The following is a 24,129-nucleotide window of genomic DNA, read 5'->3' on the forward strand; positions in this document are numbered from 1 at the left end:
CACGGCTCCTGTCGTCTACAATTCCCCTCTCCGGTTCATCCGGATCAAGAGGTAAATCAAATACGGTGCCCCGACCATGCCGGTGATGACCCCGACCGGATAGCGGACGGTGAAAGCGAACTGTCCGATCAAATCGGCGGCGAGCACGAGGACGACGCCGACAAGTCCGGCCGGAATGATCGTCGAGCGTCCATCCCCGACGAGCCGTTTCGCGATCGGTCCGGCAAGGAAAGCGATGAAAGCGATCGGTCCGGTCGTTGCTGTCGCCAGCGCGAGCATGAGCACCGAGGCGATGATCAAGAGGATCCGGGTCTGGTTCGTCTTGATGCCGAGCGACGTCGCCGTCATCTCCCCGAGTTCTAAAATCTGCAGCTGCCGGCTGAGGCGGAGGATGACCGGGAGACAGAGGGCGACCGCGAGCATGAGCGGCGGCAACGTCTCCATCTTGACCCCGTTCAAACTGCCGCTCAGCCAACGCATCGCCGTCCCGACATCGTTTTGGCGACTGATGAGCAATAAGTAGTTGATGACCGCGGTCAGCATCGCTTGGATGCCGATTCCGACCAAGACGAGACGTCCGATCGAGAAAGCGGCGCCTTTTGATAAGACGTAGAGCACGATCACCGTCGCGAGTCCCCCGATGACCGAGATCACCGAGACGAAAGTGTTGCTCGCCTGCAAGACGACGATGCCGAACACGGCGGCCGCACTCGATCCTGTCGTGATGCCGATGACGTTCGGGTTGGCGAGCGGGTTTCTGAGCATCGTCTGGAACACTGTCCCGGCGATACCGAACGCGAGTCCTGAGAAGACGCCGGCGAGCATGCGCGGCAGACGGATCGTGCCTACGGCGAACGCCGCACCCGGTACTTGTTCCCCGAACAAGACACGGACGACGTCCGCGACCGGATAGATCGTATTACCGAGCATGAGCATCAATGCGCTCAAGGCGAGCGCGAGCACGAATAGCACGAGCGTCACGAACACCGTACGCTGCCGGCGCTTGCGACTATTGTGAATGATAGGTTGAACTGACTGTTTCATCATAGGCCACGCACCTTCACTTTCATCGTCAAGGCGATCAAAATCGGCGCCCCGACGAACGCGGTGACGATGCCGACTTCAAGTTCTCCCGGACTGCCGAGCAAACGCCCGACCACGTCGGCGAACGTCAACAGGATGGCGCCCGATAAGGCTGACATCGGAATGATATACCGTTCATCCGGGCCGAGCACGAGACGGATCAAGTGCGGGGCCAACAGACCGATAAAGCCGATCGGACCGGCCAATGCCGTCGCTGCGCCACACAAGATGACGCCGGCGAACGAGGCGATGACTTTCAACGAACCGATCCGGACCCCGAGTCCCGTCGCCATCTCTTCGCCGAGCGCCATGATGTTGAGTGACGGGGCCGCGAAAATGGCGATAAAAATGCCGGCGATGAAGAACGGGAGAAACGTTACGATCGAGTCCATCGTCCCCGCCCCGACGCTGCCGACTTGCCAGAACCGGAACTGGTCCATGACGTTCGAGCGCGGGATCATGATTGCCATGACGAGCGAGGACAAGGCCGCACTCGTCGCCGCCCCGGCCAAGACGAGCTTGAGCGGGGTCGAGCCGCCCCGCCCGAGCGAGCCGATACCGAACACGAACGCGGCCGTCAAGAGCGCACCGACGAGGGCGAACCAGATGTAGTCGCCCGCAGTCGAGATGTTGAAGAACGCGATCCCGACGACGACGAACAGCGCCGCGCCCGTGTTCACCCCGAGAATGCTCGGGTCAGCGATCGGATTTCGCGTCACCGACTGCATCAAAGCACCCGACACACCGAGCGCCGCGCCGCACATGAGACTGAACAGCGTCCGCACGACCCGTTGCCGGACAATGTCCGCTTCATACGACTGAACAGCCGGACGGAATAAACCGTCAAGCAGTTCATCCCATCCGACTGTCCGTGAGCCGAAAGCAAGTGAAGCGAGCATGCAGACGACGAGCAGGACGATCGACCCTACGAGCAGGAGCGGGAAATGTCTCGGCGTTTGCAACTTCTTCAGCGTATTCATATGATTACTCGACTTTCCCGATTGCTTCTGACACGAGCTTCAGGTAGTCGTCGATCGTGTATTCGATCGAGAGCGGTGACGGTGTCCCGGCAGCCGCGAGCGGCGTGTTGTCTTCGATCATGACGACCGAACCGCGCTCGATGGCCGGTACTTTGCTGTAGAGCGGGTCAGCTTGAAGTGCTTTCAACGTCTCTTCGTTGCCGTAAGCGACGAAGATGTCGACGTCGTTCAAGATGTCAGCGTTCTCTGAGCTGAGTTCGAGGTAGAAGCTGTTCTCGTCTTTAATTTGGTCCGTGATGTTTTTTGGGTACTCCATGCCGAGCTCTTCGATGAAGGCGCCACGCGGGTCACCTGTCGTGTAAATGTAGAACTTCGAGAGGTCGTCCGGGCTGAGCGCGATGAAGGCCGCTTTCTTGCCAGCCATGTCCGGTACTTCAGCAGCTTTATCAGCGATGAGTTTCTCTGTGTCTGCGATCAACTGTTTGCCTTCTGCTTCCATGCCCATGGCGATCGAGTCGTAGAGGACCGTGTCCTGCCATGATGACACCCAAGGCGTTTCTTGGTAAGCAACGACCGGTGCTATCTCGCTCAACGTGTCGTAGTCTTCTTGCGTGATGCCTGAGTAGGCAGCCAAGATGACGTCCGGCTGTGAGTCAGCGATTGCTTCGAAATCGAGACCGTCTGTGTCTTGGTAAATGTTCGGGTTTTCTTCCCCGAGGTCTTTTAGCTTCTCAGCTGTCCATGGCAACATGCCGCTGCCGTCTTGGACACCGTAGTTCGCAGCCGAGAAACCGACTGGGACGACGTCAAGCGCGAGGGCGACGTCTTGGTTCGACCAAGCAATTGTCGCGACGCGTTCCGGTTTCTTGTCGATGACCGTCTCGCCTAACGCATGTTTAATCGTGATCGGATAGCCTTCTGCCGTTTCGGCAGACTCATCTGTCGTGGCCGCATCTTCATTGTTCGAGCCGCATCCTGCGAGCACGAGTACGAAGGCAGACATGATGATGAACATATGTAGCATCTGTTTATAGTTTTTCACGTTCTGATCCCCTTTTCTTATGACAATGCCTTTATAACGATATTGATAATCATTATCATTTATGAGTATAGGATGAACGGCTTGACGTTGTCAACGTGAAATACGCAAAAAACCCATCGACTTCACGTCGACGGGTCTCGGTTATCTCGCATCACATCCGCCATCGGACATCCTGCCTGCTCTAACTCCGAGACGATGCGCGTATAATCCTCATCGTTCCGGTTCTGGCTCAGCTTGAACGCCGCCTGGATTTCATCGATATCGATACGGAAACCGACGACGCCGTGTTTTTGTCGTTGCACCGGCTCCGATAACTCTTCCCAGACGACGGCGTTCTCTCTCTCCCCTTCATGGTCACGGAGTAGCCCTGCCAGATCCATCTCGAGCTCTGTAGGTGACAAAATCGTCGCCTTCCCATACAGATGCACGGCCTGATAGTTCCACGTCGACACGTCCTCGTGGCCATACAACGACGCCGAGATATAGGCGTTCGTTCCTTGGACGATAATGAGCACGGTCTGGTCTTCAATCGACTGCCATTGCGAGTTGTTCTTGGCAATATGCGTCGTGAACCAGATGTGACCATCTTCTGCGTGAATTCGGAGCGGCACGTGTGTCGCGTGCGGCTTCTGCCCGTCATGTGTGACGACGGTGCCGAACGGATGGGCTTTCAAGAAAGCGTGGACTTCTTCAGCGTCGTTGACGGCATATAGTTTTGGAACGTACATCGAATTCCTCCTCCATTGTTAGCTAGCTTACAAACAAAGCGGCCGATGACATGGTAGGATTGCCTCCTCGAAACAACATATAGAGGAGGAACCCCAGTGGCTACACTTTTCAACTTACGCGACCAAGCCCCAAACTTCAACTTACCGGACGTATCCGGTGACATGTTCTCACTCACAGACTCGATTGAACGGCACGATGGTTGGCATCTCATCATCTTCTTCCGTGGTGCCTGGTGTCCGGTCTGTGTCCAAGATTTGAAAGAACTCGAGAGCCAACAAGGCTACTTCCGCGATAAAGGCATTCGGCTCGTGACGATCTCGACCGACCGCGCCGAGGACTTGAAGCAGATGGCCGACGACAATGCGCTCAGCTTCCCTGTCCTCCGAGACGAGTCGCTCGAGACGCTGCTCGATTACGGCGTTCAGTACCATGGCGCCGACGCCCCGTACGCCGACCACGGCGAGCACGGGGAACCGGCTTACTTCCTCATCGACGAGACTGGGCGTCTGTTGTATCAACAGATTCAGACGAGCCCGTTCGGTCGGCCGACCGCGACCGAGCTCCGGAAAATCGTCCAGTACATCACAAAGAATCTGAAATGACAAAAAGACGTCCATTATGACGTCTTTTTGTCTAAATTGTAAGGCCGGTTACAGAAATCAAACACCATTCGATTTATGCTAGTTGTATAAAAATAAAGGGGAGTGAGGAAGATGAAACGGTACGTGGTCAACGGTGTGATTGGCGGGGTCATCGGCGGGATCTTATTTGGTCTACTGATGCAGATGATGGGCATGATTGGAATGATCGCCAGCATGGTCGGGAGCGAAAGTCTCGTCGTCGGTTGGATCGTCCATATGATCATCAGCATCATCTTCGGCGTCACGTACGGATTAGGTCATTTGGTCATCTCAAACGTTTGGGCGCTCGCCGTCTTGTTCGGCATCGGCATTTGGATCGTCGGGCCGCTCGTCATCATGCCGCTCATGATGGGCATGGGGACGAACCTCGTGAACGCGTTCGCACCGGATCAGCTGATGAGTCTCGTCACGCATCTGTTCTTCTCGTTCATCTTGGCCATCGTCTTCAAACTACGCACCGAAAAACAAGTCGTGCCGAAAGCAGCAACTCGTTAATAAAGGGCAGCGTATGAACAGCAATTTGCGCAAGCATCTCCATAGCGCGAACGCGAAAACGCCAGATGAAGTCACCCGTTTCCTAACCGAACACGTCACAATATGACAAAAGGGAGTCACCCTACTCCCTTTTTTCGCCTGTTCACTTTGTCAGTAGCTCGAGTTCGTCCCATAACTCGTCTCCCGTGAAGACCCTGGTCTCGTTCACGAGTGCCGGGGTGACAAGTTCGCGGTTCAAGTTGATCAATTCTTCGGCAAAGCGCTGTTCTTCGAATAGATTTTTTTCGACGAACGGGATTGCTAATTCGTCTAAGCGCAATTTGACACGGTGACACCGTGAACAGCCGTCGATCGTATAAAGTTCGAGCACGAGACTCCCCCCTTTTTCCTCATTCTATCGCTTATAATCAAGAGAGACAGTAAGACAGATTACACGAAAGCGAGGTGTGAACGATGGACAAATTGACGTTACTCTCACATATCAGCCTGTTCGACGAGCTGCCGATGCAAGAGTTGAAAGTGATCGATGAGATGAGTAAGATGCGTCCTGTCAAAAAAGGGAAAGTCATCGTCTCCCCGGACGCCCCGATCCCGGCGTTGTTCCTGTTGAAAGAAGGACAAGTCCGGCTGTATCGGATGAATCAGCACGGCAAACAGTTCACCGTCGACATTTTGACGAGCGGCAATATCTTCGGTGAGACGGCGACGCTCTCGTTGACCGACGATGACTTGTACGCCGAGGCGATGACGGACACATATCTTTGTACGATCGGGGTCGATGAGTTCGAGCAATTTATCGAAAAGAATCCGAAGATCGCCTTGAAGCTGATCAACATTCTATCCGTGCGACTCAAGGAAGTGTATGCGCTCAGTGAAAAGATTGCTTTGACCGACGTGAAGTACCGCATCTTGTTCCTGCTCCTCAAATTGAGCGAGAAGAGCGGGGAACGCAAAAAAGACTGGCAGACGATCAACATGAAGCTGACTCACGCCGATATCGCCGCCATGGTCGGGACGACACGGGAGACGACGAGCGTCATCATGTCTAACTTGAAGAAAGACGGGTATATCAAAAAGGGACTGCGTCTCTCAATCCACGCGGACAAGGTCCAGCAGGCGTTAGACGAAATTTAGGAGGGGATTCTTTGATAAAAGCATTCGTATTCGATGTGTACGGGACGCTGTTCGATGTCCATTCCGTCAAGGCAGCATGTGACGAACAGTTCCCCGGGAAAGGTGACCAGATCAGCCAGACGTGGCGCACGAAACAACTTGAATATTTCTTCATCCGTCAGATTTCGGGCCGCTATGAAGACTTCTCGGTCGTCACGCGTGACGCCTTGCGTTACGCCTTAGCGGCGGCGGATGTGACCGCATCTAGCGACGTCGAGGATGCGCTCATCGCCACGTATGCGGAGCTCTCGCCATACGAGGAAGTCGAGGACGTGTTGAAGCAGCTGCGGGACACCCAGACCGTCGTCTTGTCGAACGGGACCGCTGACATGCTTGAACAATTGATCGCGAACGCGTCGTTCACCGAACTGTTCGACGAACTCGTCAGCATCGACGGCGTCAAACAGTTCAAGCCATCACCTGCCGCCTATATGAGCTGGTTCAAGACGACCGACTTGAAGCGGGACGAGGTGCTGTTCATGTCTTCGAACGGCTGGGACATCATTGGCGCCAAGAACTTCGGCTTCCAGACGGTGTGGATCAACCGTGACGGCAAGCCCTTCGAAACGATGGATGTGCGTCCAGACGCAGTCTACGACGACTTGACCGGAATTTTGGAGTGGAGAACTTCGTAACGTCTTGCTTTTGAGAAGGAGGAATCGTGATGAAGGCACTATTTTTGAACTGTTCGTTGAAAAGCGGAGACACGGTATCGCATACGGAAGGTCTGATGAAAGACATCATCCCCCACTTTGACAAACTCGGCGTCGAGTCAGAGATCGTCCGCGTCGTCGACTACGATATCGCTTTCGGGGTGACCGAGGACGAAGGGGCTGGCGACGAGTGGCCGCAACTCTTCGACAAAGTGAAAGCCGCCGACATCCTCATCATCGGGACGCCGCTTTGGCTCGGGGAGAAGAGCAGCGTCGCCACCCAAGTGATCGAACGGCTATACGGCGGGAGCGGGCTGAAAAATGAACACGGTCAAGCCATTTACTACAACAAAGTCGGCGGTGTCGTCGTGACGGGCAACGAGGACGGGGCGAAGCACGCCTGTGCCTCAATCCTGTACGGTTTGTCCCATATCGGCTTCACTATCCCGCCGAACGTCGACGCATACTGGGTCGGCGAAGCCGGTCCAGGCGACTCTTACCTCGACGCCGGCCGCAACAACGCCTTCACGAAAAAGAACGGACGGGTTTTGGCGTATAACCTCTATCATTTCGCGAACATGTTGAAACAACATCCGATCCCGGCTGAAGGCAACATCATGCCGTGACCGACCAAGGCGAGGAATCCACAAACGGATTGATCGTCTTTTGCCGTTGTGTGCGAAAATGAAGGTACCATCCACGAAATGAGGCGATATTATGGCACACCGCATCTACACGACGAGCTTCGCGAGCGTCTATCCGAGTTACGTCGCGAAAGCCGAACGGAAAGGCCGGACGAAAGACGAAGTCGATACGATCATCCGCTGGCTGACCGGCTATGACGAAGCCGGGCTCGAGCGGCAACTCGAAGCCGAAGTCGACTTCAACACGTTTTTCGCATCGGCCCCTGACATGAACGAGGATCGCGCTCTCATCAAAGGCGTCGTCTGCGGCGTCCGCATCGAGAACGTCGAGGAGCCGCTCATGCGCGAGATCCGTTACTTGGACAAACTCGTCGATGAACTGGCTAAGGGCAAGGCGATGGCGAAGATTTTGCGAGGGGGCGAACAGTAATGGACTATACGACACTCGTCGATGACAAACGGCTCGACAGCTTTATCCGCTTGATTGACGTGATTGATGCGAACTTACCGGACGGGTTCGAGAAGACGACCGACGGGAAAGGTGTCCATTACGTCGTGCCGTTGTCGATGTACCCGCCTGGTTATCACGTGACGCCGGGCGCCCCGTTGCCGTTTTTGAGCGTCATCGCCCAGAAGAATCACGTCGCCTTGTATCATATGGGCGTCTACGCCGACGAAGACGTGTTGCGTTGGTTCGAGCAGGCGTACGCTGAACGAGTGCCGACGAAGCTCGATATGGGCAAGAGCTGCATCCGCTTCAAACACGTGAAGCATATCCCGTACGACTTGATCGGTGAGCTCGTCGCGAAGATGACACCGGACGAGTGGGTCGCCACCTACACAGGACGCTAAAAAAGACAGGTCGATTTTTATGTCGACCTGTCTTTCGTTCGTCATACATTGAATTTTTTCGTCATTTGGCGCATCTCGTCTGCCATGTTCGACAGCTCTTGCGCCGACGCCGTGATTTCTTCCATTGACGCCATCTGTTCTTCCGTCGCCGCCGATGTGTTCTCGGTCTCGGTCGCCGTCGTCTCGGTGATACCTTGAATCTCATGCACCGATGTCAACACTTCGGTCGCACCTGCCGCCATCTCTTCGACAGCACCAGACACTTCCTCGACTTTCTGGCTCACCTCTTCAATCGCGAGCTTAATCTCATCGAACGCCGTCCCTGCCTGTTGGACGTTCGTCACGCTGTGCGCCATATCGTCTTCGACGACGTGCATCGTCTTGACGGCTTGTTTCGTCTCCGTCTGTGTGTCCGTGATCAGCGACGCGATCAACTTCGTCGCGACGGCCGACTCTTCGGCGAGTTTCTTCACTTCAGAGGCGACGACGGCGAACCCGCGTCCATGATCGCCGGCCCGGGCCGCTTCGATGGCCGCATTTAACGCCAGCAAGTTCGTCTGCTCGGCGATGCCTGAAATCGTTCCGGTGATCGTCCCGATCTCTTGGGAACGGACGTCGAGTTGGCCGATGACGTGTTGGAGTGATTTGACTTTCTCATTCATCTCCTCGAGCTGTGTCTCGAGCGTCTCAATTAGTTCATTACCGGCTCCGACTTTTCGGAGTGCGCCTTCCGAGAGCTCTGTCATCTGCTGGGCGCTGCCCGAGACGTGGTGGATCCCGTTCGTCAGTTCCGTCAGTGTGCCGTTCGATTCTTTCACCCGCGTTAATTGGCGGAGCGACCCTGACGCGATCTCTTCCATCGTCACAGCAACCATTTCCGTCGCTTTCGTCGTCTCCTCGACGTTCGATTTCAAGTCGTCCGAAGATGTCGCGACACGTCCAGCCGTCACCGTGACGCTACCGATCAAGTCACGCAAGCTTTCTTTCATCTCATTGAACGACATCGCGAGCGAACCGATCTCGTCACGAGACGTATACGTGCTGTCGACGGTCAAGTCACCGGCTCCGGCACGGCTCATAAGTCCATTCAATTCACGGACCGGCCGCACGATGAGACGCGTGATATAGACGCCAAGTCCGATCGAGACGAGTGCGCCGATGGCGACGAGCACCCAAAACAAGAGCACCGACTGAGCACGATTTTCTTGCATCGCCGCACTTGCCGTCTCGGCTTCTTCGTTAATCCCGTCCATGACGACCGTCGCCGTTTCGACGAGCGCGAGGCGGATTGGGCGTAGCTCGCTGACATATTGACGATAGGCTGCCGTATTCTCGTTTCTGATTGCCGGTTGCAAGACGATATCAATCCGTTCCAAATACGTCGTAATCAACGTATTCAAATCTGTGACCTGTTGTTGCATGTCAACATCTGTCGAAGCGAAGTTTTCATTAAACAACTTTAAATTCTCGACCATGCTATCTCGTCGCTCCGTAATATTTTCTTGGAGTTCCGCGTTACGACTTTCTTCGGTTGCTAACATCAACTCGAGTAAATAGCTTTCCAGGGCTCGGTTATCGGTCCGAACTTGACCGAGTGCCCGAATCGGCAACAACCGCTCCTCATAAATTTCTTCCCCCGCGTCGGCCATCCGTCCCATCAAGACGTGGCTGAGCGTCGCGATGATGACAAGCGTCGCGATGAACGCGGTGATGAGCACCGCAAACTTTTTAGACATTTTCAAATTCTTCATGACCATCCCTCCTATCTGCTTTATCGTAGGAAAGAAGGTTCACGTGAAGTGTGATCGCACATGCGTTGACCTAAGTTTCTATTTTTCGACAGATTATACGATTCATCAGCACATTGATCGCATGTTTGTAAGCTGTCTCACCTTCATTTCAATAAAAAATGCGATACGATGAACAAAAGAAAATCGATTCGAAAGGAATGATTCCCGTGCCGCGCCCGCTCAAAATCAGTCTCTTGCTCGTCGTGTTCGGGAGTATCTTCTATATCACGCATTTTCATTACGAACTCCGCCCGTCCGACATCCGCGACGTCGTCTTGTCGTTCGGTTGGTGGGGACCGGTCATCTTCTTCCTCATCTACGCGATCGGACCGATCGTGTTCTTGCCGACGTCGGTCTTATCGCTCGGAGCCGGCCTCGCGTTCGGTGTCTGGCCGGGCGTCCTGTATATTCTGTTCGGAGCGACGGCTGCCGCCGTGACCGGCTACGTCATGGCGCGCTTGTTCGGACGCTCCGTGCTCAAGGTCGAGAACTATCCGTGGTCGGAAAAGCTGTTCACGCAGATGGAGCAGCGCGGGTTTTTATACGTGTTCGTACTCCGGCTCATCCCGCTCGTCAGCTTCGATCTTCTCAGCTACGCGGGCGGGATTGCCAAGGTTCGCTTCAGGTCATTTATTCTCGCGACCGTGCTCGGGATGATCCCCGGTACACTCGCCTATAGCTTTTTAGGGGCAAGCCTCGCTTCAGGGAGCGTGACGACGGTCTTCGTCGCCGCCCTCGTCTTCGTCAGTTTGATCGGCATCACATATTACTTCCGGGAGCCGGTGAAACGGTGGCTCGGGCTCACTTCGAACTAGAGCACGTTAGAAGACGCGACCGGTCAACTTGAGTCCCGGACCAACTAAAAAACAGGCCGCGAATTTTGGATTCGCGGTCTGTTTTTTAGTTAACGGCTGAAGAAAGAGATTTTTGCAGTCGATCGAATGACAAGCATCGTCACAAACATGAGGATGGCCGTGACTTTGAAGCCCATATCCCCAATCACATTGAATTCATATCTTAATCCGAAAAGTAAGAGCAATCCGAGGACAACTCCCGTTAAAAAAATCATATTTTTCATGTGATTCACCTTCCATCTAAATAAAATGATGCTTCCCTTTTCTTGCATATGTACGCTTTCGATTATCCATTAATTGTTAGTATATGCAATGTGGCTGACGTATGCCAAATATGTGAATACAAATCGCTAGCATGCATCAAAAAACGTCACGTCTTCGAAATCGAGAACGTGACGTTGTCATTTATAATCTGGTCAGAAAGACGAAGCACCCCGTCCTGTAGTTGTTATGATAACGCGGTGACGAGTTTTTGAAGCGCCTCTTTGAGCGGTATCACCGGACGACCGAGCACCAATTCAAAGTCATTTGATTCGACTTCGAGTGACCCGTTGCGGATACTGTCTTGAATGCCGACGACGATCGGGATCGCCCCTTCCGGCACACCGGCACCGCGCATGACGTCGGCGTACGCCTCAGCACTAACTTCTTGGAGTTTGACCTCACGGCCGAGTACGTCACTGAGCGCTTCGACGAGTTCTGCTTGCGTATGGAGCGGTCCTGACAATTCGAAGACGTTTTGCTCGAAATCATCTGCCATGAGGACGTTCGCCGCTGCTTCGGCGTAGTCTTGTTGCAGCGCCCAACCGACTTTCCCGTCACGGGCCGCTGTCACCCAAGGAGAACCGGCGAGCGCGCCTTGAATGCCACCGAGTTCGTTCTCTAAGTACCAGTTGTTGCGCAGGAATGCGTGCGGGATCCCGGTTCGTTCGATCGCCTCTTCCGTCTCGACGTGCGGCGGTGCCATGAGATTTTGACTCTCTGTCGCATCGGCGAGGCTCGTATAAGCGATGAACTTGACCCCGGCCCGCTTCGCTGCTTCGACCGCGTTCGCATGTTGACGGATGCGCGTATCGTTGTCCCCGTCCGCCGAGATGATGAGCAACCGCTCGACACCTTGGAACGCTTCGTCGAGCGTCTCCGGTTGATCGAAGTCGCCGTGACGCACGTCGACTCCTTTTGCTTTCAGCGCTCCCGCTTTCTCCGGGTTACGGACACTGACCGCAAGTTCGCTCGCCGGTATCGACTCGAGCAACACCTCGACGATTTTTGAACCGAGTTTCCCGGTCGCACCTGTGACTAAGTATTTCATGATTCGTTTCCTCCTTCTCAACCTGCAATTAAATCAGTTACATGTAATCATAATAGTTACAGCATCTTCATTTGTCAATTATTTGTTCCCTGTTATACTGAAGATGTAACTAATCTGCTTACATGATTGTTCAGAAAGGTGGTGGCTTATGACCATCAGTAGCCGTTTCGCGGTCGGCATTCATATCTTGACGTTGATCGAGTTCAATCAGGACGGCGTCACCTCGTCTGACTTTTTAGCCGGAAGCGTCAATACGAATCCCGCCCTCATCCGTAAAATCATGGCGATGCTAAAAAAAGCCGGATTGATCGAGGTCAAACCCGGCGTAGCTGGTGCGAAGCTCGCTAAAGGCTTGACCGATATCTCGCTGTATGACGTCTATCGCGCCGTCAGCGTCGTCGAGGAGAATGAACTGTTCAGTATCCATGACAACCCGAACCCGGCATGTCCGGTTGGCCAAAATATCCAAGCGACAATCGAACCGATCTTCATCAACGCCCAAACGGCGATGGAATCTGTGTTGAAGCACGTGACACTCGCCGACGTCGTCCAAGACGTGGCAACACAAAGACAGGGAAACCACTGAGGCTTCCCTGTTTTTGTCAGTCTCGCTATCATTGAGATCCCCTTCGTAAAAATAAGTTCTAACGACCTCAAAAGTTTAGATTGTTGCAAATTCGGTTATATTATTTATAAAGATTCGAAACGAGGAGGAATTAGACGTATGTCTGAAAATAAGCAAAACGGTAAGTATGACCACATCATCGATCAAGTCGCGGCCAAGGCGAAAGAAGTCGCCGGGAAAATGAACGATGATAAAACGACCAACCAACGAAGCGGTGAAGGACATTCCGACTCCTTGACGGATAAAGTCAAAGGCGTCTTCAACCAATTTCAAAAACGCAAAAAATAAGACGAAGGGCTTCCTAGCAAAACAGCTAAGAAGCCTTTTTTTATGTGACTGTGCCATTTTCCAGCCCTTCCCATAGCCCCAACAGGTTCGATTTCTCCTCGCTTTGTTTTAATGCGAAATACGAATCCTCTTTACTTTGAGTTCATATGAACTTATAATAATAATATAAAGTTCAAATGAACCTATAAGGAGGAATTATTGTTGACCCTACTCATCGCCTTTTTGGCACTCGTCATCTTCATGCTCGCGCTTGACCTCGGGGTGTTCCACCGCAAGGCACACGAAGTCTCGCTCCGTGAGGCATGGACATGGACGTTCGTTTGAATCGGGATCGCCATTGCGTTTAGTGGTTGGTTGTTCTACTCGCAAGGCAGCACGGTCGCGACCGAATATGCGAGCGTCTACTTCATCTAAAAGGCACTCGCCATCGATAACGTGTTCGTCTTCTCGCTCGTCTTCGCCTATTTCGCGATCCCACTCAAATATCAGCATAAAGTGTTGTTCTGGGGCATCCTCGGTGCGATTCTCTTCCGGGCCGTCTTCATCGTCGCTGGTGTATCGCTTCTCGAGAACTTCGGTTGGGTCTATTACGTGTTCGGCGCTTTCCTCGTCTATACGGGTTGGATGATGTTCAAGAATATCGGCAAAGACGAGTCGCTCGAGGACAACAAGACGATCAATTGGTTAAAGAACCACTTGCCGCTCACGCAAGACATGTCGTCAGGGAAGTTCACGAAGCGCATCAACGGTAAGCTGTTCTTCACACCGCTCTTCATCGCGCTCATCTTCATCGAACTGTCGGATATCGTCTTCGCCGTCGATTCGGTCGCAGCCAGCTTCGCCTACTCACGTGACCCGTATATCATCTTCTACGCGAACATTATGGCGATCCTTGGATTGCGTAGCCTCTACTTCGTCCTCGCCAACTTGATCGATCGCTTCTACTATTTGAAGCATGGGCTCAGCTTCATGCTCGTCTTCATCGGGACGAAGATGATTTTCGGTGACGTCTACAAGATGCCGATCTGGATGTCGCTCGGTGCGATCGTACTCGTCATCTTGATCAGTGTCGTCTATAGTTTTTACAAAACGAAACCAAATTCGCAGAAAAACGTATCATAAAGAAACACATGCTAGCTAGATCTCGTCGTTAGGTGTATCTCGTCTAAAACCCGGGTAAATTATTGGTCTAGCAAACAAAGAAAAGGTGGTTGTAAATGTTTGACCGTATGGGTGATGTGAGTATTGGACTCGTCTTCGGGATCGTGTTGATGTTTTTGTTCAACAGTCTATGGGGACTTGGAGTTGGGGTGATGTTAGGATTGTTCTTCCTCGTCGCACCGCGCTCGTCAAACCGCCGTACCAGAAAATATATACCGCAAATACGCTAAGCCGAGGCGCCCGCCTCGGTTTTTCATATGTATACTGGAGAAAAACACTTACTTAGGAGGCAACATGGATTATTCAGCCATAGAACTAACAGAAGCGAAACGACAAATCGACTCGATTCTCTACAAGCTGAACGTGACGATAAAGACGCTCGAGGCAAAAGATGAGCCTGAGCGCTATAAGTCCCAACTGACACTAGCGAAACGGCGCATTCAGGCTCTCACTGTGGCCGTCGCGCTCATCGAAGATCAGTTATGACAGATATGATTGGGGCGTATGGCTTGCCGACTGCGACTCTTGCTGCTCCGCTTCCCAATCGCCAAGTTGCTGTAAAATCGGGTAAAGTGACCGACCTTGTTCCGACAACGAGTACTCGACCTTCGGCGGAATCTCCGAATATATCTTTCTTGTGATCAACCCGTCCTGCTCGAGCTCCCGCAACTGCCGTGTCATCGTCCGTGGCGTCGCCTGTGGGAACAAGCGACACAACTCGTTGAACCGTTTCGTCCCGAGCGTGCCGAGCCGATGAAGAATCAACATCTTATATTTCCCGGAAATCTTTTGCACGATCGTTTCAACCGGGCACTCCTTCATATGATCCACTCCTTTAGTATCTTTAGAGATAGTATAAGTCATTATTGTGCGTACTTCTAATTGTGTATACGAACGGGTACGCTAAACGTATCTACTAAAATGAAGGAGTGAACGACATGAACATCGCACTGTTTGGAGGGAGCGGACGAACCGGACATGAGTTGATCGGCCAAGCGCTCGAACAAGGACACACTGTTCAGGCTCTAATCAGAACGCCAGAGAAACTCGGCATCACCCACGCCCGGCTCACAGTCATCCGCGGAAATGCCGAAAATCGGGAGGACGTCTTCCGGACCGTCGAAGGAACGGACGCAGTCGTGATGGCACTCGGCCACACGAAGACGTCGAACAAAGATATCCTCGAAAAAGCGACGTCACACGTCGTCGCCGCGATGCACGAGTTCGGTGTGAAGCGGGTCATCAACTTGACCGGCGCGACCGTCAAAGTACCAAAAGACGTCAAACAGAAATTTATGAGCCGTTTTGCCGAAACGCTCATGAAGACGCTCGCGAGCGATCTGCTTCGCGATAGTTATACGCAAAAAGGGATCCTTGAAGCGAGCGGGCTCGATTGGACGGTCGTCCGTTGTCCTCGTCTGTCAGAAGGTCCGAAGACAGAGCAGTATCGGACAGGTTATTTCGCTTTCGACAAGTTAGTGATTGACCGGGCTGACGTCGCCCACTTTATGCTCGATGAAATCGAGACGCGGCAATATGTTCATGACTATCCACTGATTGGAAACTAACAGGTGTGGCCGCTTTATTCAGCCACACCTGTTTTTTTTGCGTTCACTCGTAACGTCTCAATGTTTGTATTTCCAGCTAAAAAACATGCCCCAGCATCGACTCGTCACTTGAATACCTATTCAAACAACCGAGTCCAAACATATACTTTTGAATCACAAACTAGGTGAACTACTCACCACTTATTTGCTTCGCAACTTGAAGTGGGAGCTTCTTGGGAAGACCGTGCTTTGACCAGCCACGGTTGTGGACCAAGCTCGTCGGGCAGTCCCTGCCCTGGAGTGTTTCAGTCCGCGAGGCGCAACAGGTTGAGGCTCGCGTTGACGTCGCGGTCATGGTGTGTGCCGCAAGCGCCGCATGTCCACTCGCGGACGTGCAGATCCTTCCTGCCGCCGTTCTCGCCGCAGGCCGAACAGACCTGGGTCGAGGCGAACCACGGGTCGGCCTTGATGAACGTCCGTCCATAGAATCTCGCCTTATATTCCAGCTGGCGGACCCGCATCATCTCCCTCGGTTTCAGCGTCTCGACGACGACGACTTGGTTCTCGTCGACGATGCGTCGTGACAGCTTGTGGAGGAAGTCGTGCCGGCGGTTCCGTACCTTTTCATGCTTTTTGGCCAATAGGAGCCGCGCCTTCTCGCGGTTCCGGCTGCCGGGCTTCTTGCGGGAGAGCGAGCGCTGCGCCCGTCTCAGCCGTTCCTCGGCCTCGCGCAGGTTGCGCGGGTTCGGAATTGTCTCCGTCACCATTGCGTCGTTCGTCATGACGGCGAAGTGCCCGAGGCCGAGGTCGATCCCGATTTTGTGCTCGGCCGGGACCCAGGGCTCGTCGTCCTGCTCGACGAGGAGCGACACGAAGAACTTGCCCGTCTTCGTCATCGACACGGTCGCCGAGCGGATCTCGCCGTCGAAAATTCGGTGCTGTGTGAAGCGGATGAACCCGACCTTCGGGAGCCGGACGTGGCCCCCTTCGATGCGGATCGTGCCGTGCTGGTTGTTCGTCGTGTAGGAGGCGCGCGATTTCCGTCTCGACTTGAAGACCGGGAAGCCGGCCGTCCCGGCGAAGAACTTCGCGAACGCCGTGTCGAGGTGAAGCTTCGCGTTGGCGAGCGCGAGGCTGTCCGCCTCGGCGAGGAACGGGAACGGCGGCTTGTAGGAGGAACTCGGCCTGTGCCGCCGTCGGGTGGAGCCTGTATTTGTAGCCCTTCAGCATGTCTCCCCCTCCTCCCGGCCGATGATCGTGATGAACGCCTTCCTCATCCGATACCCGCGACGGGGGAAGGGAAATCCGACGAAATCACGAACTTCTGTTCGTTATATCTGTCACAGGGGTGGCCAAGAGGTTTATGTACGGGCGATTTATCTCCCACCTACGCTGGGCTTCGCCCCAGACGCTTAGAGGTGGGAGAATTCTCGCTTAAATCAGTTAAAATCCCAATATATTTTTTTGAAATATAAATGACATATTTAATTATATTTTTTGATGGTAAAATTCCTAAAGAAGGTTAAGAAAAACATCATTCCGTCGCCCTGTTAACTGACCGAAAGGATTTACCAAAAAATGAAAAAACAATTAATGACAATTACTCTCGGCGCACTTCTCGTTTCCGGTTTGACGCTTCAAACGTCAACACCGGTAGAAGCAGCCACTTCTTATAAAGTCAAAATCACAACGAACAGCTTGAACGTGCGGACGGGTCCATCGACCGCCTACAAAAAGGTCGGCAGCGCCAAGCTCGGTCAATCGTTCACGTATCTAGGGGCGACCGGCTCATGGACGAAAATCAATTACAACGGCAGCACGAAATATGTAGCGAGTACATATGTCAAAAAATATAGCGGTACGGCGTTACAAACGGCCACGGCAGCTAAATTCATCATGCCGGCGCAAGGCAGATTGTCGCAAGGGTATGGCCCGGCGAGCGGAAAGTACGGTTACACGTTCCATAACGGCATCGACATCGCGGCCGCCAAAGGGACACCGATCCAAGCGGCCGCTTCCGGTCAAGTCATCGTCGCCCGAAACTATGGCGCCTACGGGAACCACGTCATGATCTCGCATACGATCAACGGCCAAGCGTACACGAGCGTCTATGCCCACATGGATCGGTTGAACGTCGTCAAAGGCCAATCGATCTCAAAAGGCGCGAACATCGGGACAATCGGGAATACCGGCAACTCGTTCGGGAGCCACCTCCACTTCGAGATCCATAAAAACAAGTACGTCTATAGCGGCTCGACAGCCGCCAACAGCGTCAACCCGTATACATTATTCTAAAAAACACACTTTTATCCGTTAACGGATAAAAGTGTGTTTTTTAGCGTTGGAACGCATCTACATGATCACGTGCGAACTCAGCAAACGAACGTGGCTTCTCCCCGGTCAACCGTTCAAAGTCGTCCGTCACCGCCTTCGCCGTCCCGAGCCGTGTCATGAGGTAGAGCGCCATCGTCACATTCACATACGCTGGATCCAGGCCACGTTCCTGAATATAGTGTGAGCGATAGCGCAGCATGCTCGGCTTGGCGTACGTGATGCGCCGCCCGGTCAGAATCGTCAATTGGTTGGCGATGTCGACATAATCGAGCGCCTCGGGTCCGGTGAGCGTATAGGCCGTATTGCGATGTGACTCCGGGTCAGCCAAGACGTGCGCGATCGCCTTGCCGATATCCTCGGCGTCGATGAAGCTGACTTGACTGTTACCGGCCGGGATGAAGATCTCGTCGTCTTGACGGATCTCCTCGGCGTGGACGTCGGTCACGTTCTGCATGAAGAAACCCGGCCGAATATGAACGGATGGAACACCTGACTGCTCGATGTACTTCTCGATCTTATAGTGTGGCGGGAACGGATTCGTCTCGACGCCCATGAGTGAAAGAAAGGCGACGAGTCGAATCGAACGTTCGGCCATCGCCTCAATGAACGGAACGAACACGTCCGCGTCCCCGATCTGTGGCGGACGCATCAAAAAGACGCGATCGACCCCGTCTAGCGCCGCTTCGTACGTGTCCGGGTTTTCAAAATCGAGTTCGACGTGTCGTGCCGCCGTCGGGAAGCGCCGCTGCAGCTCGTCCACCCTGCTCCCGGCCGCGACGACAGCTTCCCCTCGATTCTCTAAATACTTCACAACGTATTGTCCGACGTTCCCGGTCGCACCGGTCACTAAAATCGCTTGCTTCATCATATCCCCTCCTCTTCTCATTGTCGTATAGTCCCGTCTGTTTGTGTTTGAACAATTTGTGCCGACCGTCCCAATTTCCTCTCATTTTTAGGTAGGTCCATGGACTATATAGGGAAATACTGCACAATGTCGTATAATAGAGACAAATCAATCGACATCGTAGAGAGGAGGCCGACGCATGGACCGAAACCGATTTTATCGTTCATCCGCAAGGCACGGCCGAACACGTCCAAAACGAGCCATCCCGAACTATTCAACACGACGCTTGCCGCACTCTCCCATCGCTTCACTCATCGAGGAAGTGCAGGATGCCGTCTGTTATATCGATTTTACCCGCAACCACCTGTATACGAACCAACCGCTCCGTGCTTTCTGTCCGTCGCTGACGACGCGGCGCTTCACCGATTTCGAGACCTTGAGCCGCTTCCTCCATGACGTGTTCGAACGGAACGGGGCCGACCCGGTCGCCGTGACGTCTTTTCGGGAAGAATTGCTCGACAATCGCTTCGGCTGCTGTCCGAGTATGGAACCCCACTACTTCCAACTCGGCGACCGGACGCTGCAACTCATCTTGAACTTCACCCACACCCCGCGCGGCGTGTTCATCCTCTGGCGCGACGAGACCGAAGCGCGCCGGTTCGAGGAGCAGAAAGACTCATTTTTGGCCGAGCTGTCGCATGAGTTCCGCTCACCGCTCACCGCCATCAGCGGCTACACCGAACTGCTCATGTACCAACATACCGATAACGAGAAGACGCACGGCATGCTGACGCTCGTGAAACGAGAAGCGGAGCGGCTCGAACGGCTCGTCGATAACTTCCTCGACTATCAACGCGTCAACTACTCCGCAGAATTGCTGACGCTGTCGACGTTCGCACTCAAACCGGTTCTTGAAGGCATTGTCGCCCACTATGAGACGACATCCCCGAATCACCAGGTCGTCTTGTCCACTTGCGACGCGACGATCGAGGCCGACCAGGAGAAGTTGTTGCAGCTGCTTCACAACTTGATCGGCAACGCCATCAAGTATTCACCGAAAGGCGGGACGATCCGGATCACGGGCTCGATGGACGATACGACGCTCGTCTTGTCCGTCCGTGACCCAGGCATCGGTATCCCTCCTGAGTCCATCCCGTACATCTTTGACGAGTACTACCGGGTCGACTCCGACTCCCACCGTCCGATCAAAGGGACCGGGCTCGGCCTGCGCATCTGCAAACGGATCGCCGAGGCGCACGGTTGGGGCATCCACGCCGACTCCGTGTACGGAGAAGGGACGACGTTCTCAATTTACTTATATGACTGATCAACAAAGGGGCCTGGCAATGTATGCCAGACCCCTGTTTGTTATGCGGCTTTTCGAACCGGTGCGTCGCACTCGAGATCTTGGGCGCGCATCGCTTTGGCGTGCTTGAAGAACAAGAAGAACAATGTCACCGTCCCGACCGTCGCGATGACGTACGGAATGACCCCATCCATCTTGAAGCCAATCGGCGCCGTCAAGATATAGAACCAGACCGCGTACAGCATGAACGTCCCCGGGACGAGCGCGATCCAGTAGTTGCGTCCTTTGATGTACAAGTACGTCGCCCCAACGAACAAGGCGATGACCGCCGTCGTCTGGTTGGCCCAGTTGAAATATTGCCAGAGGAGACGGAAGTCGACTTTCGTCAAGATGAACGAGATGACGAACAACGGGAGTGCGATCCAAAGGCGTGATGCGAACTTCTTCTGCGCGATCTTCATGTAGTCGGCGATGATCATCCGGGCGCTACGGAACGCCGTGTCACCTGACGTGATCGGCAAGACGATGACACCGAGGATGGCGAGCGTGCCGCCGATGCTGCCGAGCATGAGCGTTGCCACTTCTTGGACGACGAGCGCCGGTGTGCCGGCGTTGATCATCGCGAGCAGTTGACCCGGTTCGAAGATCGCCATCGCGGCCGCTGCCCAGATCATGGCGATGACGGCCTCGACGATCATCATGCCGTAGAAGATGCTGCGACCATTGCTTTCTTTCATCGTCGTCCGCGAGATGATCGGCGACTGCGTCGCGTGGAATCCTGAAAGCGCGCCGCACGAGATTGTGAAGAACAAGAGCGGCCAGATCGGCAAGCCGTCCGGGTGCATGTTCGTGAACGTCATCTCAGGGACCTGATAGCCTTGGGCGAACAGGCTGACGGCGATGCCGACGGCGCTGATCAACAAGAGCGCCCCGAAGAACGGGTAGATGCGCCCGATGATCTTATCGACAGGTAAGAGCGTCGCCAAAATGTAGTAGCCGAAGATGGCGAGGAGCACCCAGGCGAGCGTCGACGCGTTACCGTCGAACAAGTTGTTGATCATGTTGGCCGGTGACGTAACGAACACCGTCCCGACAAGCAGTAGCAACAAGAGCGCGAACCCGTTGACGACGTGGCGGAGCGAGCGGCCGAGGAACTTCTCGGCGAGCTGCGGCAAGTGTGCGCCGTTGTTCCGGAGCGAGATCATCCCGGTCAAGTAGTCGTGTACCGCCCCGGCAAAGATTGACCCGACGACAATCCAAAGGAATGCGACCGGACCGTAGAGTGCTCCCATGATCGGACCGAAGATCGGACCGACACCGGCGATGTTCAACAGTTGGATCATCGAGTTACGTTTTTTTCCCATCGGTACATAGTCGACACCGTCCTGAGACGCATAGGCGGGCGTCGTCCGCTCTTCCTTGATGCCGAACGTCTTCTCGACGTAACGGCCGTAGACGAGGTACCCGACCAATAGTAATCCTAGTGCGATAAAAAATGTAATCATCTTCTCTTCCTCCTATAATATGACCCATGTATGATTTCTTATTGTGAAGCTTATCACAATTAAAATATAACAGGCTTTCCTATGGATGGATAGATGTAATTGCTCACTATTTCACATGAAAATAACAATGTTCATTTTTTAGACAAACGTTGCTGTTGAGCCGTTTTTATGAAAACGGTTACTTTTAGAATGAATCATTCCGCTTCCGGGAACAGTCAAAGAGAGACGTAGGGAAAGGATGAATCAAATGAAACGACAACGTGGATATTTAGCACTACCGGTCGCCGTCGCCTTTATTCTCATCTTCGGACTGTTGTTCGACAACTGGTGGCTCGGTATCGGGATCGGCATCGCGATGTTTTTCGCGTTCCAAGGGACGAAGAAGAAGGCGTGACGACAGGTCGGTCCTTCAACCGCTCTGAAACTTTTTCATACAAAAATCATCATCACTAAACAAAGGAGAACGATGCTATGTCCAATCAGTCAGTGTCACGTTTTTCAGAAAGCTATGCCATCCTAATCGCCATCAGTTCCGGCTTCATGTTCGCGATTGTCCTCGACAGCTATCTTCTCGGGTTCGCGCTCGGGACCGGTCTGTATTTCGCATTTAGCGGTTCATCGAAGAAAAGACGGAAAAGACCGCCTCATTGAGCGGTCTTCGTCATGTAAATCCGTGCTTCGTACGGAAGCAATCCGTCTGTTCCATTCTCCACATTTTGAAGAACGAGCGATTGAGCGTCGATCGAAAATGGAAGGGTCCGTGTTTCGTGCGAATGATTCAAGACAATCACGAAACGGACCTGTCCTAATTTCCGTTCATAAGCGTGAAGTGACTCATCCTCCGGCAACAAGTCCGTGAACTCTCCGTATATGAGCGCAGGATTGTTTTTCCGAAGTCGAATCAACTGTTGATAATAGTGAAACACCGAATCCTCTCGCGACAAATCTGTCTCGACATTCAAACGCTCATAATTCGGATTAACTGGCATCCAGGGCTTGCCTTCTGTAAAACCCCCATGCTTCTGTGCGTTCCACTGCATCGGTGTCCGTGAATTGTCCCGGCTGAGCAGTTGTAGACTCACCAGCACGTCTTTCGGGTCTCGTCCTTTCCCGACTTCCTCAACGTAGCGATTTTTCATGGCGATGTCTTGATAGTCGTCAATCGAGTCGAACTTGACGCCGGTCATGCCGATCTCTTCCCCTTGATAAATATATGGCATCCCCGGCAGCGTGTGCGTGAGTGTCGCGAGCAGTTTCGCCGAGGCGACGCGGTGCTCCCCATCGTTCCCGTAGCGGGTCACTTGACGCGTATGGTCGTGGTTGTTCAAAAATTGCGAGTTCCACCCTCGCCCGTTCAATCCTTTATACCAATCCCGTTGAATCTGTTTGAACCGAAGCATGTCCCACGTCGGCATCTCATCAGCAATTTGGAAGTGGAACAGTGTATCGAGTTCTCCACGTGCCTCATCGACATACAACAGTCCTTCTTTTGGTGTGACAAACGGAATCTCGCCGACCGTCATACAGTCGTAATGCTTGAGCACCTCGTCACGCATTTCTTGCAAATAGTCGTGAATACCCGGATTGTTGGCCAAGTAACTTAAATCATACGGGTTGTCGACGTCCGACAAATCTTTGCGCTTCGCGAGCAAGTTGATGACGTCCATCCGGAAGCCATCGATGCCTTTGTCGAGCCAGAAGCGCATCATGTTGTAGATTTCGTGTCGCAGCTCTTCATTCTCCCAATTGAGGTCCGGTTGCTCGACGGCGAACGAATGATAATAATATTGGTCGCTTCCCTCGTCATACTCCCAGCATGACGGGGCGAAGTACGAGCGCCAATTGTTTGGCGCCTCCCCATCGACCGGGTCATGCCAAATGTAATAATCTCGTTTCGGCGACGTTTTGGATGCTTTTGCTTCGCGAAACCACGGGTGCTCATCCGACGTATGGTTGACGACGAGGTCTAAAATAACTTTCAGGCCGAGCTCGTGTGCTTCCTTGAGCAGTCGCTCGAAGTCCTCCATCGTCCCTGCCTTGTCCATGACCCGGTAATAGTCAGCGATGTCATAGCCGTTGTCTTTGTCGGGTGAGACGTAAAACGGATTGAGCCAGATGACGTCGGCACCTAATTCTTTGATGTAGCCTAGTTTTTGACGGACTCCTTCTAAATCTCCGTAGCCATCCCCGTTCGTATCCAAGAAACTGCGCCAATACACTTGATAGACGACTGCTTCTTTCCACCATGTTCGCTTCATTTTATCTCCCCCT

General features: G+C 53.5%; 30 protein-coding genes and 1 pseudogene. 19 read left to right on the forward strand and 12 right to left on the reverse strand.

Annotated features, from left to right (window positions below; translation table 11 throughout):
- Positions 1-15 precede the first annotated feature (15 nt).
- The 4 genes from EVJ23_RS04575 to EVJ23_RS04590 all read right to left on the reverse strand — a co-directional run bounded on the left by EVJ23_RS04575 (position 16) and on the right by EVJ23_RS04590 (position 3,833).
- Positions 16-1,047 (reverse strand): FecCD family ABC transporter permease, encoded by a 1,032-nt coding sequence (locus EVJ23_RS04575; RefSeq protein WP_131464500.1) that lies wholly within the window; start codon positions 1,045-1,047, stop codon positions 16-18.
- Positions 1,044-2,063 carry a FecCD family ABC transporter permease gene (locus tag EVJ23_RS04580; RefSeq protein WP_070328124.1) on the reverse strand — a complete coding sequence of 340 codons (1,020 nt, stop codon included), beginning with the start codon at positions 2,061-2,063 and terminating at the stop codon, positions 1,044-1,046. The genes EVJ23_RS04575 and EVJ23_RS04580 overlap by 4 nt, the downstream gene beginning before the upstream one ends.
- A gap of 4 nt (positions 2,064-2,067) precedes the next feature.
- The gene (locus tag EVJ23_RS04585) at positions 2,068-3,087 is read right to left on the reverse strand and encodes an iron-siderophore ABC transporter substrate-binding protein (protein WP_201739224.1); all 1,020 of its coding nucleotides are present in this window, start codon (positions 3,085-3,087) and stop codon (positions 2,068-2,070) included.
- A gap of 140 nt (positions 3,088-3,227) precedes the next feature.
- A complete protein-coding gene (locus tag EVJ23_RS04590) occupies positions 3,228-3,833 on the reverse strand; it encodes an FMN-binding negative transcriptional regulator (protein WP_070328125.1) in 606 nt (201 codons plus the stop codon).
- Between the two features lie 96 nt (positions 3,834-3,929).
- Here EVJ23_RS04590 and EVJ23_RS04595 point away from each other — a divergent pair, with 96 nt between their 5' ends.
- Positions 3,930-4,436 (forward strand): peroxiredoxin family protein, encoded by a 507-nt coding sequence (locus EVJ23_RS04595; protein WP_070328126.1) that lies wholly within the window; start codon positions 3,930-3,932, stop codon positions 4,434-4,436.
- A gap of 111 nt (positions 4,437-4,547) precedes the next feature.
- A complete protein-coding gene (locus EVJ23_RS04600) occupies positions 4,548-4,970 on the forward strand; it encodes a hypothetical protein (protein ID WP_070328127.1) in 423 nt (140 codons plus the stop codon).
- A 142-nt stretch (positions 4,971-5,112) separates the two neighbouring features.
- Here the strand turns inward: EVJ23_RS04600 and EVJ23_RS04605 are convergent, their stop codons facing one another.
- Positions 5,113-5,340 carry a glutaredoxin domain-containing protein gene (locus EVJ23_RS04605; protein WP_070328128.1) on the reverse strand — a complete coding sequence of 76 codons (228 nt, stop codon included), beginning with the start codon at positions 5,338-5,340 and terminating at the stop codon, positions 5,113-5,115.
- Positions 5,341-5,423: 83 nt separating this feature from the next.
- On the opposite strand from EVJ23_RS04605, the gene EVJ23_RS04610 reads away from it, so the two are divergent.
- The 5 genes from EVJ23_RS04610 (at position 5,424) to EVJ23_RS04630 (ending at position 8,292) form a co-directional block, all read left to right on the forward strand.
- Positions 5,424-6,104: a Crp/Fnr family transcriptional regulator gene (locus EVJ23_RS04610; protein ID WP_070328129.1), complete on the forward strand. Its 681-nt coding sequence runs from the start codon at positions 5,424-5,426 to the stop codon at positions 6,102-6,104.
- 11 nt (positions 6,105-6,115) lie between these two features.
- On the forward strand, positions 6,116-6,778 hold the full coding sequence (locus tag EVJ23_RS04615) for a haloacid dehalogenase type II (protein ID WP_070328130.1): 663 nt from the start codon (positions 6,116-6,118) through the stop codon (positions 6,776-6,778).
- Positions 6,779-6,807: 29 nt separating this feature from the next.
- Complete coding sequence (locus EVJ23_RS04620) at positions 6,808-7,422, forward strand: flavodoxin family protein (protein WP_131464506.1); 615 nt, start codon at positions 6,808-6,810, stop codon at positions 7,420-7,422.
- Positions 7,423-7,510: 88 nt separating this feature from the next.
- Positions 7,511-7,870, forward strand: a complete 360-nt coding sequence (locus EVJ23_RS04625; RefSeq protein ID WP_131464509.1) for a DUF2200 domain-containing protein — start codon at positions 7,511-7,513, stop codon at positions 7,868-7,870.
- Positions 7,870-8,292, forward strand: coding sequence for a DUF1801 domain-containing protein (locus EVJ23_RS04630; RefSeq protein ID WP_070328133.1), 423 nt, complete (start codon positions 7,870-7,872; stop codon positions 8,290-8,292). Before EVJ23_RS04625 ends, EVJ23_RS04630 begins: the two co-directional genes overlap by 1 nt.
- Positions 8,293-8,333: 41 nt before the next feature.
- Here the strand turns inward: EVJ23_RS04630 and EVJ23_RS04635 are convergent, their stop codons facing one another.
- Positions 8,334-10,043, reverse strand: a complete 1,710-nt coding sequence (locus EVJ23_RS04635) for a methyl-accepting chemotaxis protein (RefSeq protein ID WP_070328134.1) — start codon at positions 10,041-10,043, stop codon at positions 8,334-8,336.
- Positions 10,044-10,240: 197 nt separating this feature from the next.
- Here EVJ23_RS04635 and EVJ23_RS04640 point away from each other — a divergent pair, with 197 nt between their 5' ends.
- Complete coding sequence (locus EVJ23_RS04640) at positions 10,241-10,897, forward strand: TVP38/TMEM64 family protein (protein WP_070328300.1); 657 nt, start codon at positions 10,241-10,243, stop codon at positions 10,895-10,897.
- 487 nt (positions 10,898-11,384) lie between these two features.
- Here EVJ23_RS04640 and EVJ23_RS04645 read toward each other — a convergent pair whose 3' ends face one another.
- The gene (locus EVJ23_RS04645; RefSeq protein ID WP_131464512.1) at positions 11,385-12,248 is read right to left on the reverse strand and encodes an SDR family oxidoreductase; all 864 of its coding nucleotides are present in this window, start codon (positions 12,246-12,248) and stop codon (positions 11,385-11,387) included.
- Positions 12,249-12,396: 148 nt separating this feature from the next.
- Between EVJ23_RS04645 and EVJ23_RS04650 the strand changes: the two genes are divergently transcribed.
- The 6 genes from EVJ23_RS04650 (at position 12,397) to EVJ23_RS04665 (ending at position 14,808) form a co-directional block, all read left to right on the forward strand.
- On the forward strand, positions 12,397-12,834 hold the full coding sequence (locus EVJ23_RS04650; RefSeq protein WP_070328136.1) for an Rrf2 family transcriptional regulator: 438 nt from the start codon (positions 12,397-12,399) through the stop codon (positions 12,832-12,834).
- Between the two features lie 138 nt (positions 12,835-12,972).
- The gene (locus EVJ23_RS04655; RefSeq protein WP_070328137.1) at positions 12,973-13,161 is read left to right on the forward strand and encodes a hypothetical protein; all 189 of its coding nucleotides are present in this window, start codon (positions 12,973-12,975) and stop codon (positions 13,159-13,161) included.
- A gap of 201 nt (positions 13,162-13,362) precedes the next feature.
- Complete coding sequence (locus EVJ23_RS15370; RefSeq protein ID WP_255569849.1) at positions 13,363-13,485, forward strand: hypothetical protein; 123 nt, start codon at positions 13,363-13,365, stop codon at positions 13,483-13,485.
- Positions 13,486-13,587: 102 nt separating this feature from the next.
- Entirely contained in the window at positions 13,588-14,283 is a 696-nt protein-coding gene (locus tag EVJ23_RS04660) for a TerC/Alx family metal homeostasis membrane protein (protein WP_255569856.1), read from the forward strand.
- A gap of 95 nt (positions 14,284-14,378) precedes the next feature.
- Positions 14,379-14,552, forward strand: coding sequence for a hypothetical protein (locus tag EVJ23_RS15270; protein WP_201738997.1), 174 nt, complete (start codon positions 14,379-14,381; stop codon positions 14,550-14,552).
- Between the two features lie 64 nt (positions 14,553-14,616).
- A complete protein-coding gene (locus EVJ23_RS04665) occupies positions 14,617-14,808 on the forward strand; it encodes a hypothetical protein (protein WP_070328138.1) in 192 nt (63 codons plus the stop codon).
- Here the strand turns inward: EVJ23_RS04665 and EVJ23_RS04670 are convergent.
- Positions 14,803-15,144 (reverse strand): winged helix-turn-helix transcriptional regulator, encoded by a 342-nt coding sequence (locus EVJ23_RS04670; protein WP_070328139.1) that lies wholly within the window; start codon positions 15,142-15,144, stop codon positions 14,803-14,805. The genes EVJ23_RS04665 and EVJ23_RS04670 overlap by 6 nt on opposite strands.
- Before the next feature lie 116 nt (positions 15,145-15,260).
- Here EVJ23_RS04670 and EVJ23_RS04675 point away from each other — a divergent pair, with 116 nt between their 5' ends.
- The gene (locus EVJ23_RS04675; protein ID WP_070328140.1) at positions 15,261-15,890 is read left to right on the forward strand and encodes an NAD(P)-dependent oxidoreductase; all 630 of its coding nucleotides are present in this window, start codon (positions 15,261-15,263) and stop codon (positions 15,888-15,890) included.
- 284 nt (positions 15,891-16,174) lie between these two features.
- On the opposite strand, the pseudogene EVJ23_RS04680 reads toward EVJ23_RS04675, so the two are convergent.
- Positions 16,175-16,987 (reverse strand): annotated as a pseudogene (locus EVJ23_RS04680) (RNA-guided endonuclease TnpB family protein); the annotation flags it as partial.
- A gap of 460 nt (positions 16,988-17,447) precedes the next feature.
- Here EVJ23_RS04680 and EVJ23_RS04685 point away from each other — a divergent pair.
- Positions 17,448-18,164 carry a peptidoglycan DD-metalloendopeptidase family protein gene (locus EVJ23_RS04685; RefSeq protein ID WP_071398313.1) on the forward strand — a complete coding sequence of 239 codons (717 nt, stop codon included), beginning with the start codon at positions 17,448-17,450 and terminating at the stop codon, positions 18,162-18,164.
- Positions 18,165-18,204: 40 nt separating this feature from the next.
- On the opposite strand, the gene EVJ23_RS04690 is transcribed toward EVJ23_RS04685, so the two are convergent.
- Entirely contained in the window at positions 18,205-19,068 is an 864-nt protein-coding gene (locus tag EVJ23_RS04690; protein ID WP_236633707.1) for an SDR family oxidoreductase, read from the reverse strand.
- 178 nt (positions 19,069-19,246) lie between these two features.
- Here EVJ23_RS04690 and EVJ23_RS04695 point away from each other — a divergent pair, with 178 nt between their 5' ends.
- Positions 19,247-20,374 carry a sensor histidine kinase gene (locus EVJ23_RS04695; protein ID WP_236633708.1) on the forward strand — a complete coding sequence of 376 codons (1,128 nt, stop codon included), beginning with the start codon at positions 19,247-19,249 and terminating at the stop codon, positions 20,372-20,374.
- Positions 20,375-20,415: 41 nt separating this feature from the next.
- Here EVJ23_RS04695 and EVJ23_RS04700 read toward each other — a convergent pair whose 3' ends face one another.
- Positions 20,416-21,858: a carbon starvation CstA family protein gene (locus EVJ23_RS04700; RefSeq protein ID WP_131464521.1), complete on the reverse strand. Its 1,443-nt coding sequence runs from the start codon at positions 21,856-21,858 to the stop codon at positions 20,416-20,418.
- Between the two features lie 247 nt (positions 21,859-22,105).
- Between EVJ23_RS04700 and EVJ23_RS15275 the strand changes: the two genes are divergently transcribed.
- Together EVJ23_RS15275 and EVJ23_RS04705 are read left to right on the forward strand one after the other, a co-directional pair.
- On the forward strand, positions 22,106-22,252 hold the full coding sequence (locus EVJ23_RS15275; RefSeq protein WP_167615672.1) for a hypothetical protein: 147 nt from the start codon (positions 22,106-22,108) through the stop codon (positions 22,250-22,252).
- Between the two features lie 77 nt (positions 22,253-22,329).
- Positions 22,330-22,509, forward strand: a complete 180-nt coding sequence (locus EVJ23_RS04705) for a hypothetical protein (RefSeq protein WP_131464524.1) — start codon at positions 22,330-22,332, stop codon at positions 22,507-22,509.
- Here EVJ23_RS04705 and EVJ23_RS04710 read toward each other — a convergent pair.
- Positions 22,503-24,116, reverse strand: coding sequence for an alpha,alpha-phosphotrehalase (locus EVJ23_RS04710; protein ID WP_131470807.1), 1,614 nt, complete (start codon positions 24,114-24,116; stop codon positions 22,503-22,505). The two genes, EVJ23_RS04705 and EVJ23_RS04710, sit on opposite strands and share 7 nt — an antisense overlap.
- Positions 24,117-24,129: the final 13 nt, after the last annotated feature.

It is taken from the genome of Exiguobacterium sp. SH1S1, assembly GCF_004337245.1.
GTDB classification, from domain to species: domain Bacteria; phylum Bacillota; class Bacilli; order Exiguobacteriales; family Exiguobacteriaceae; genus Exiguobacterium; species Exiguobacterium aurantiacum_A.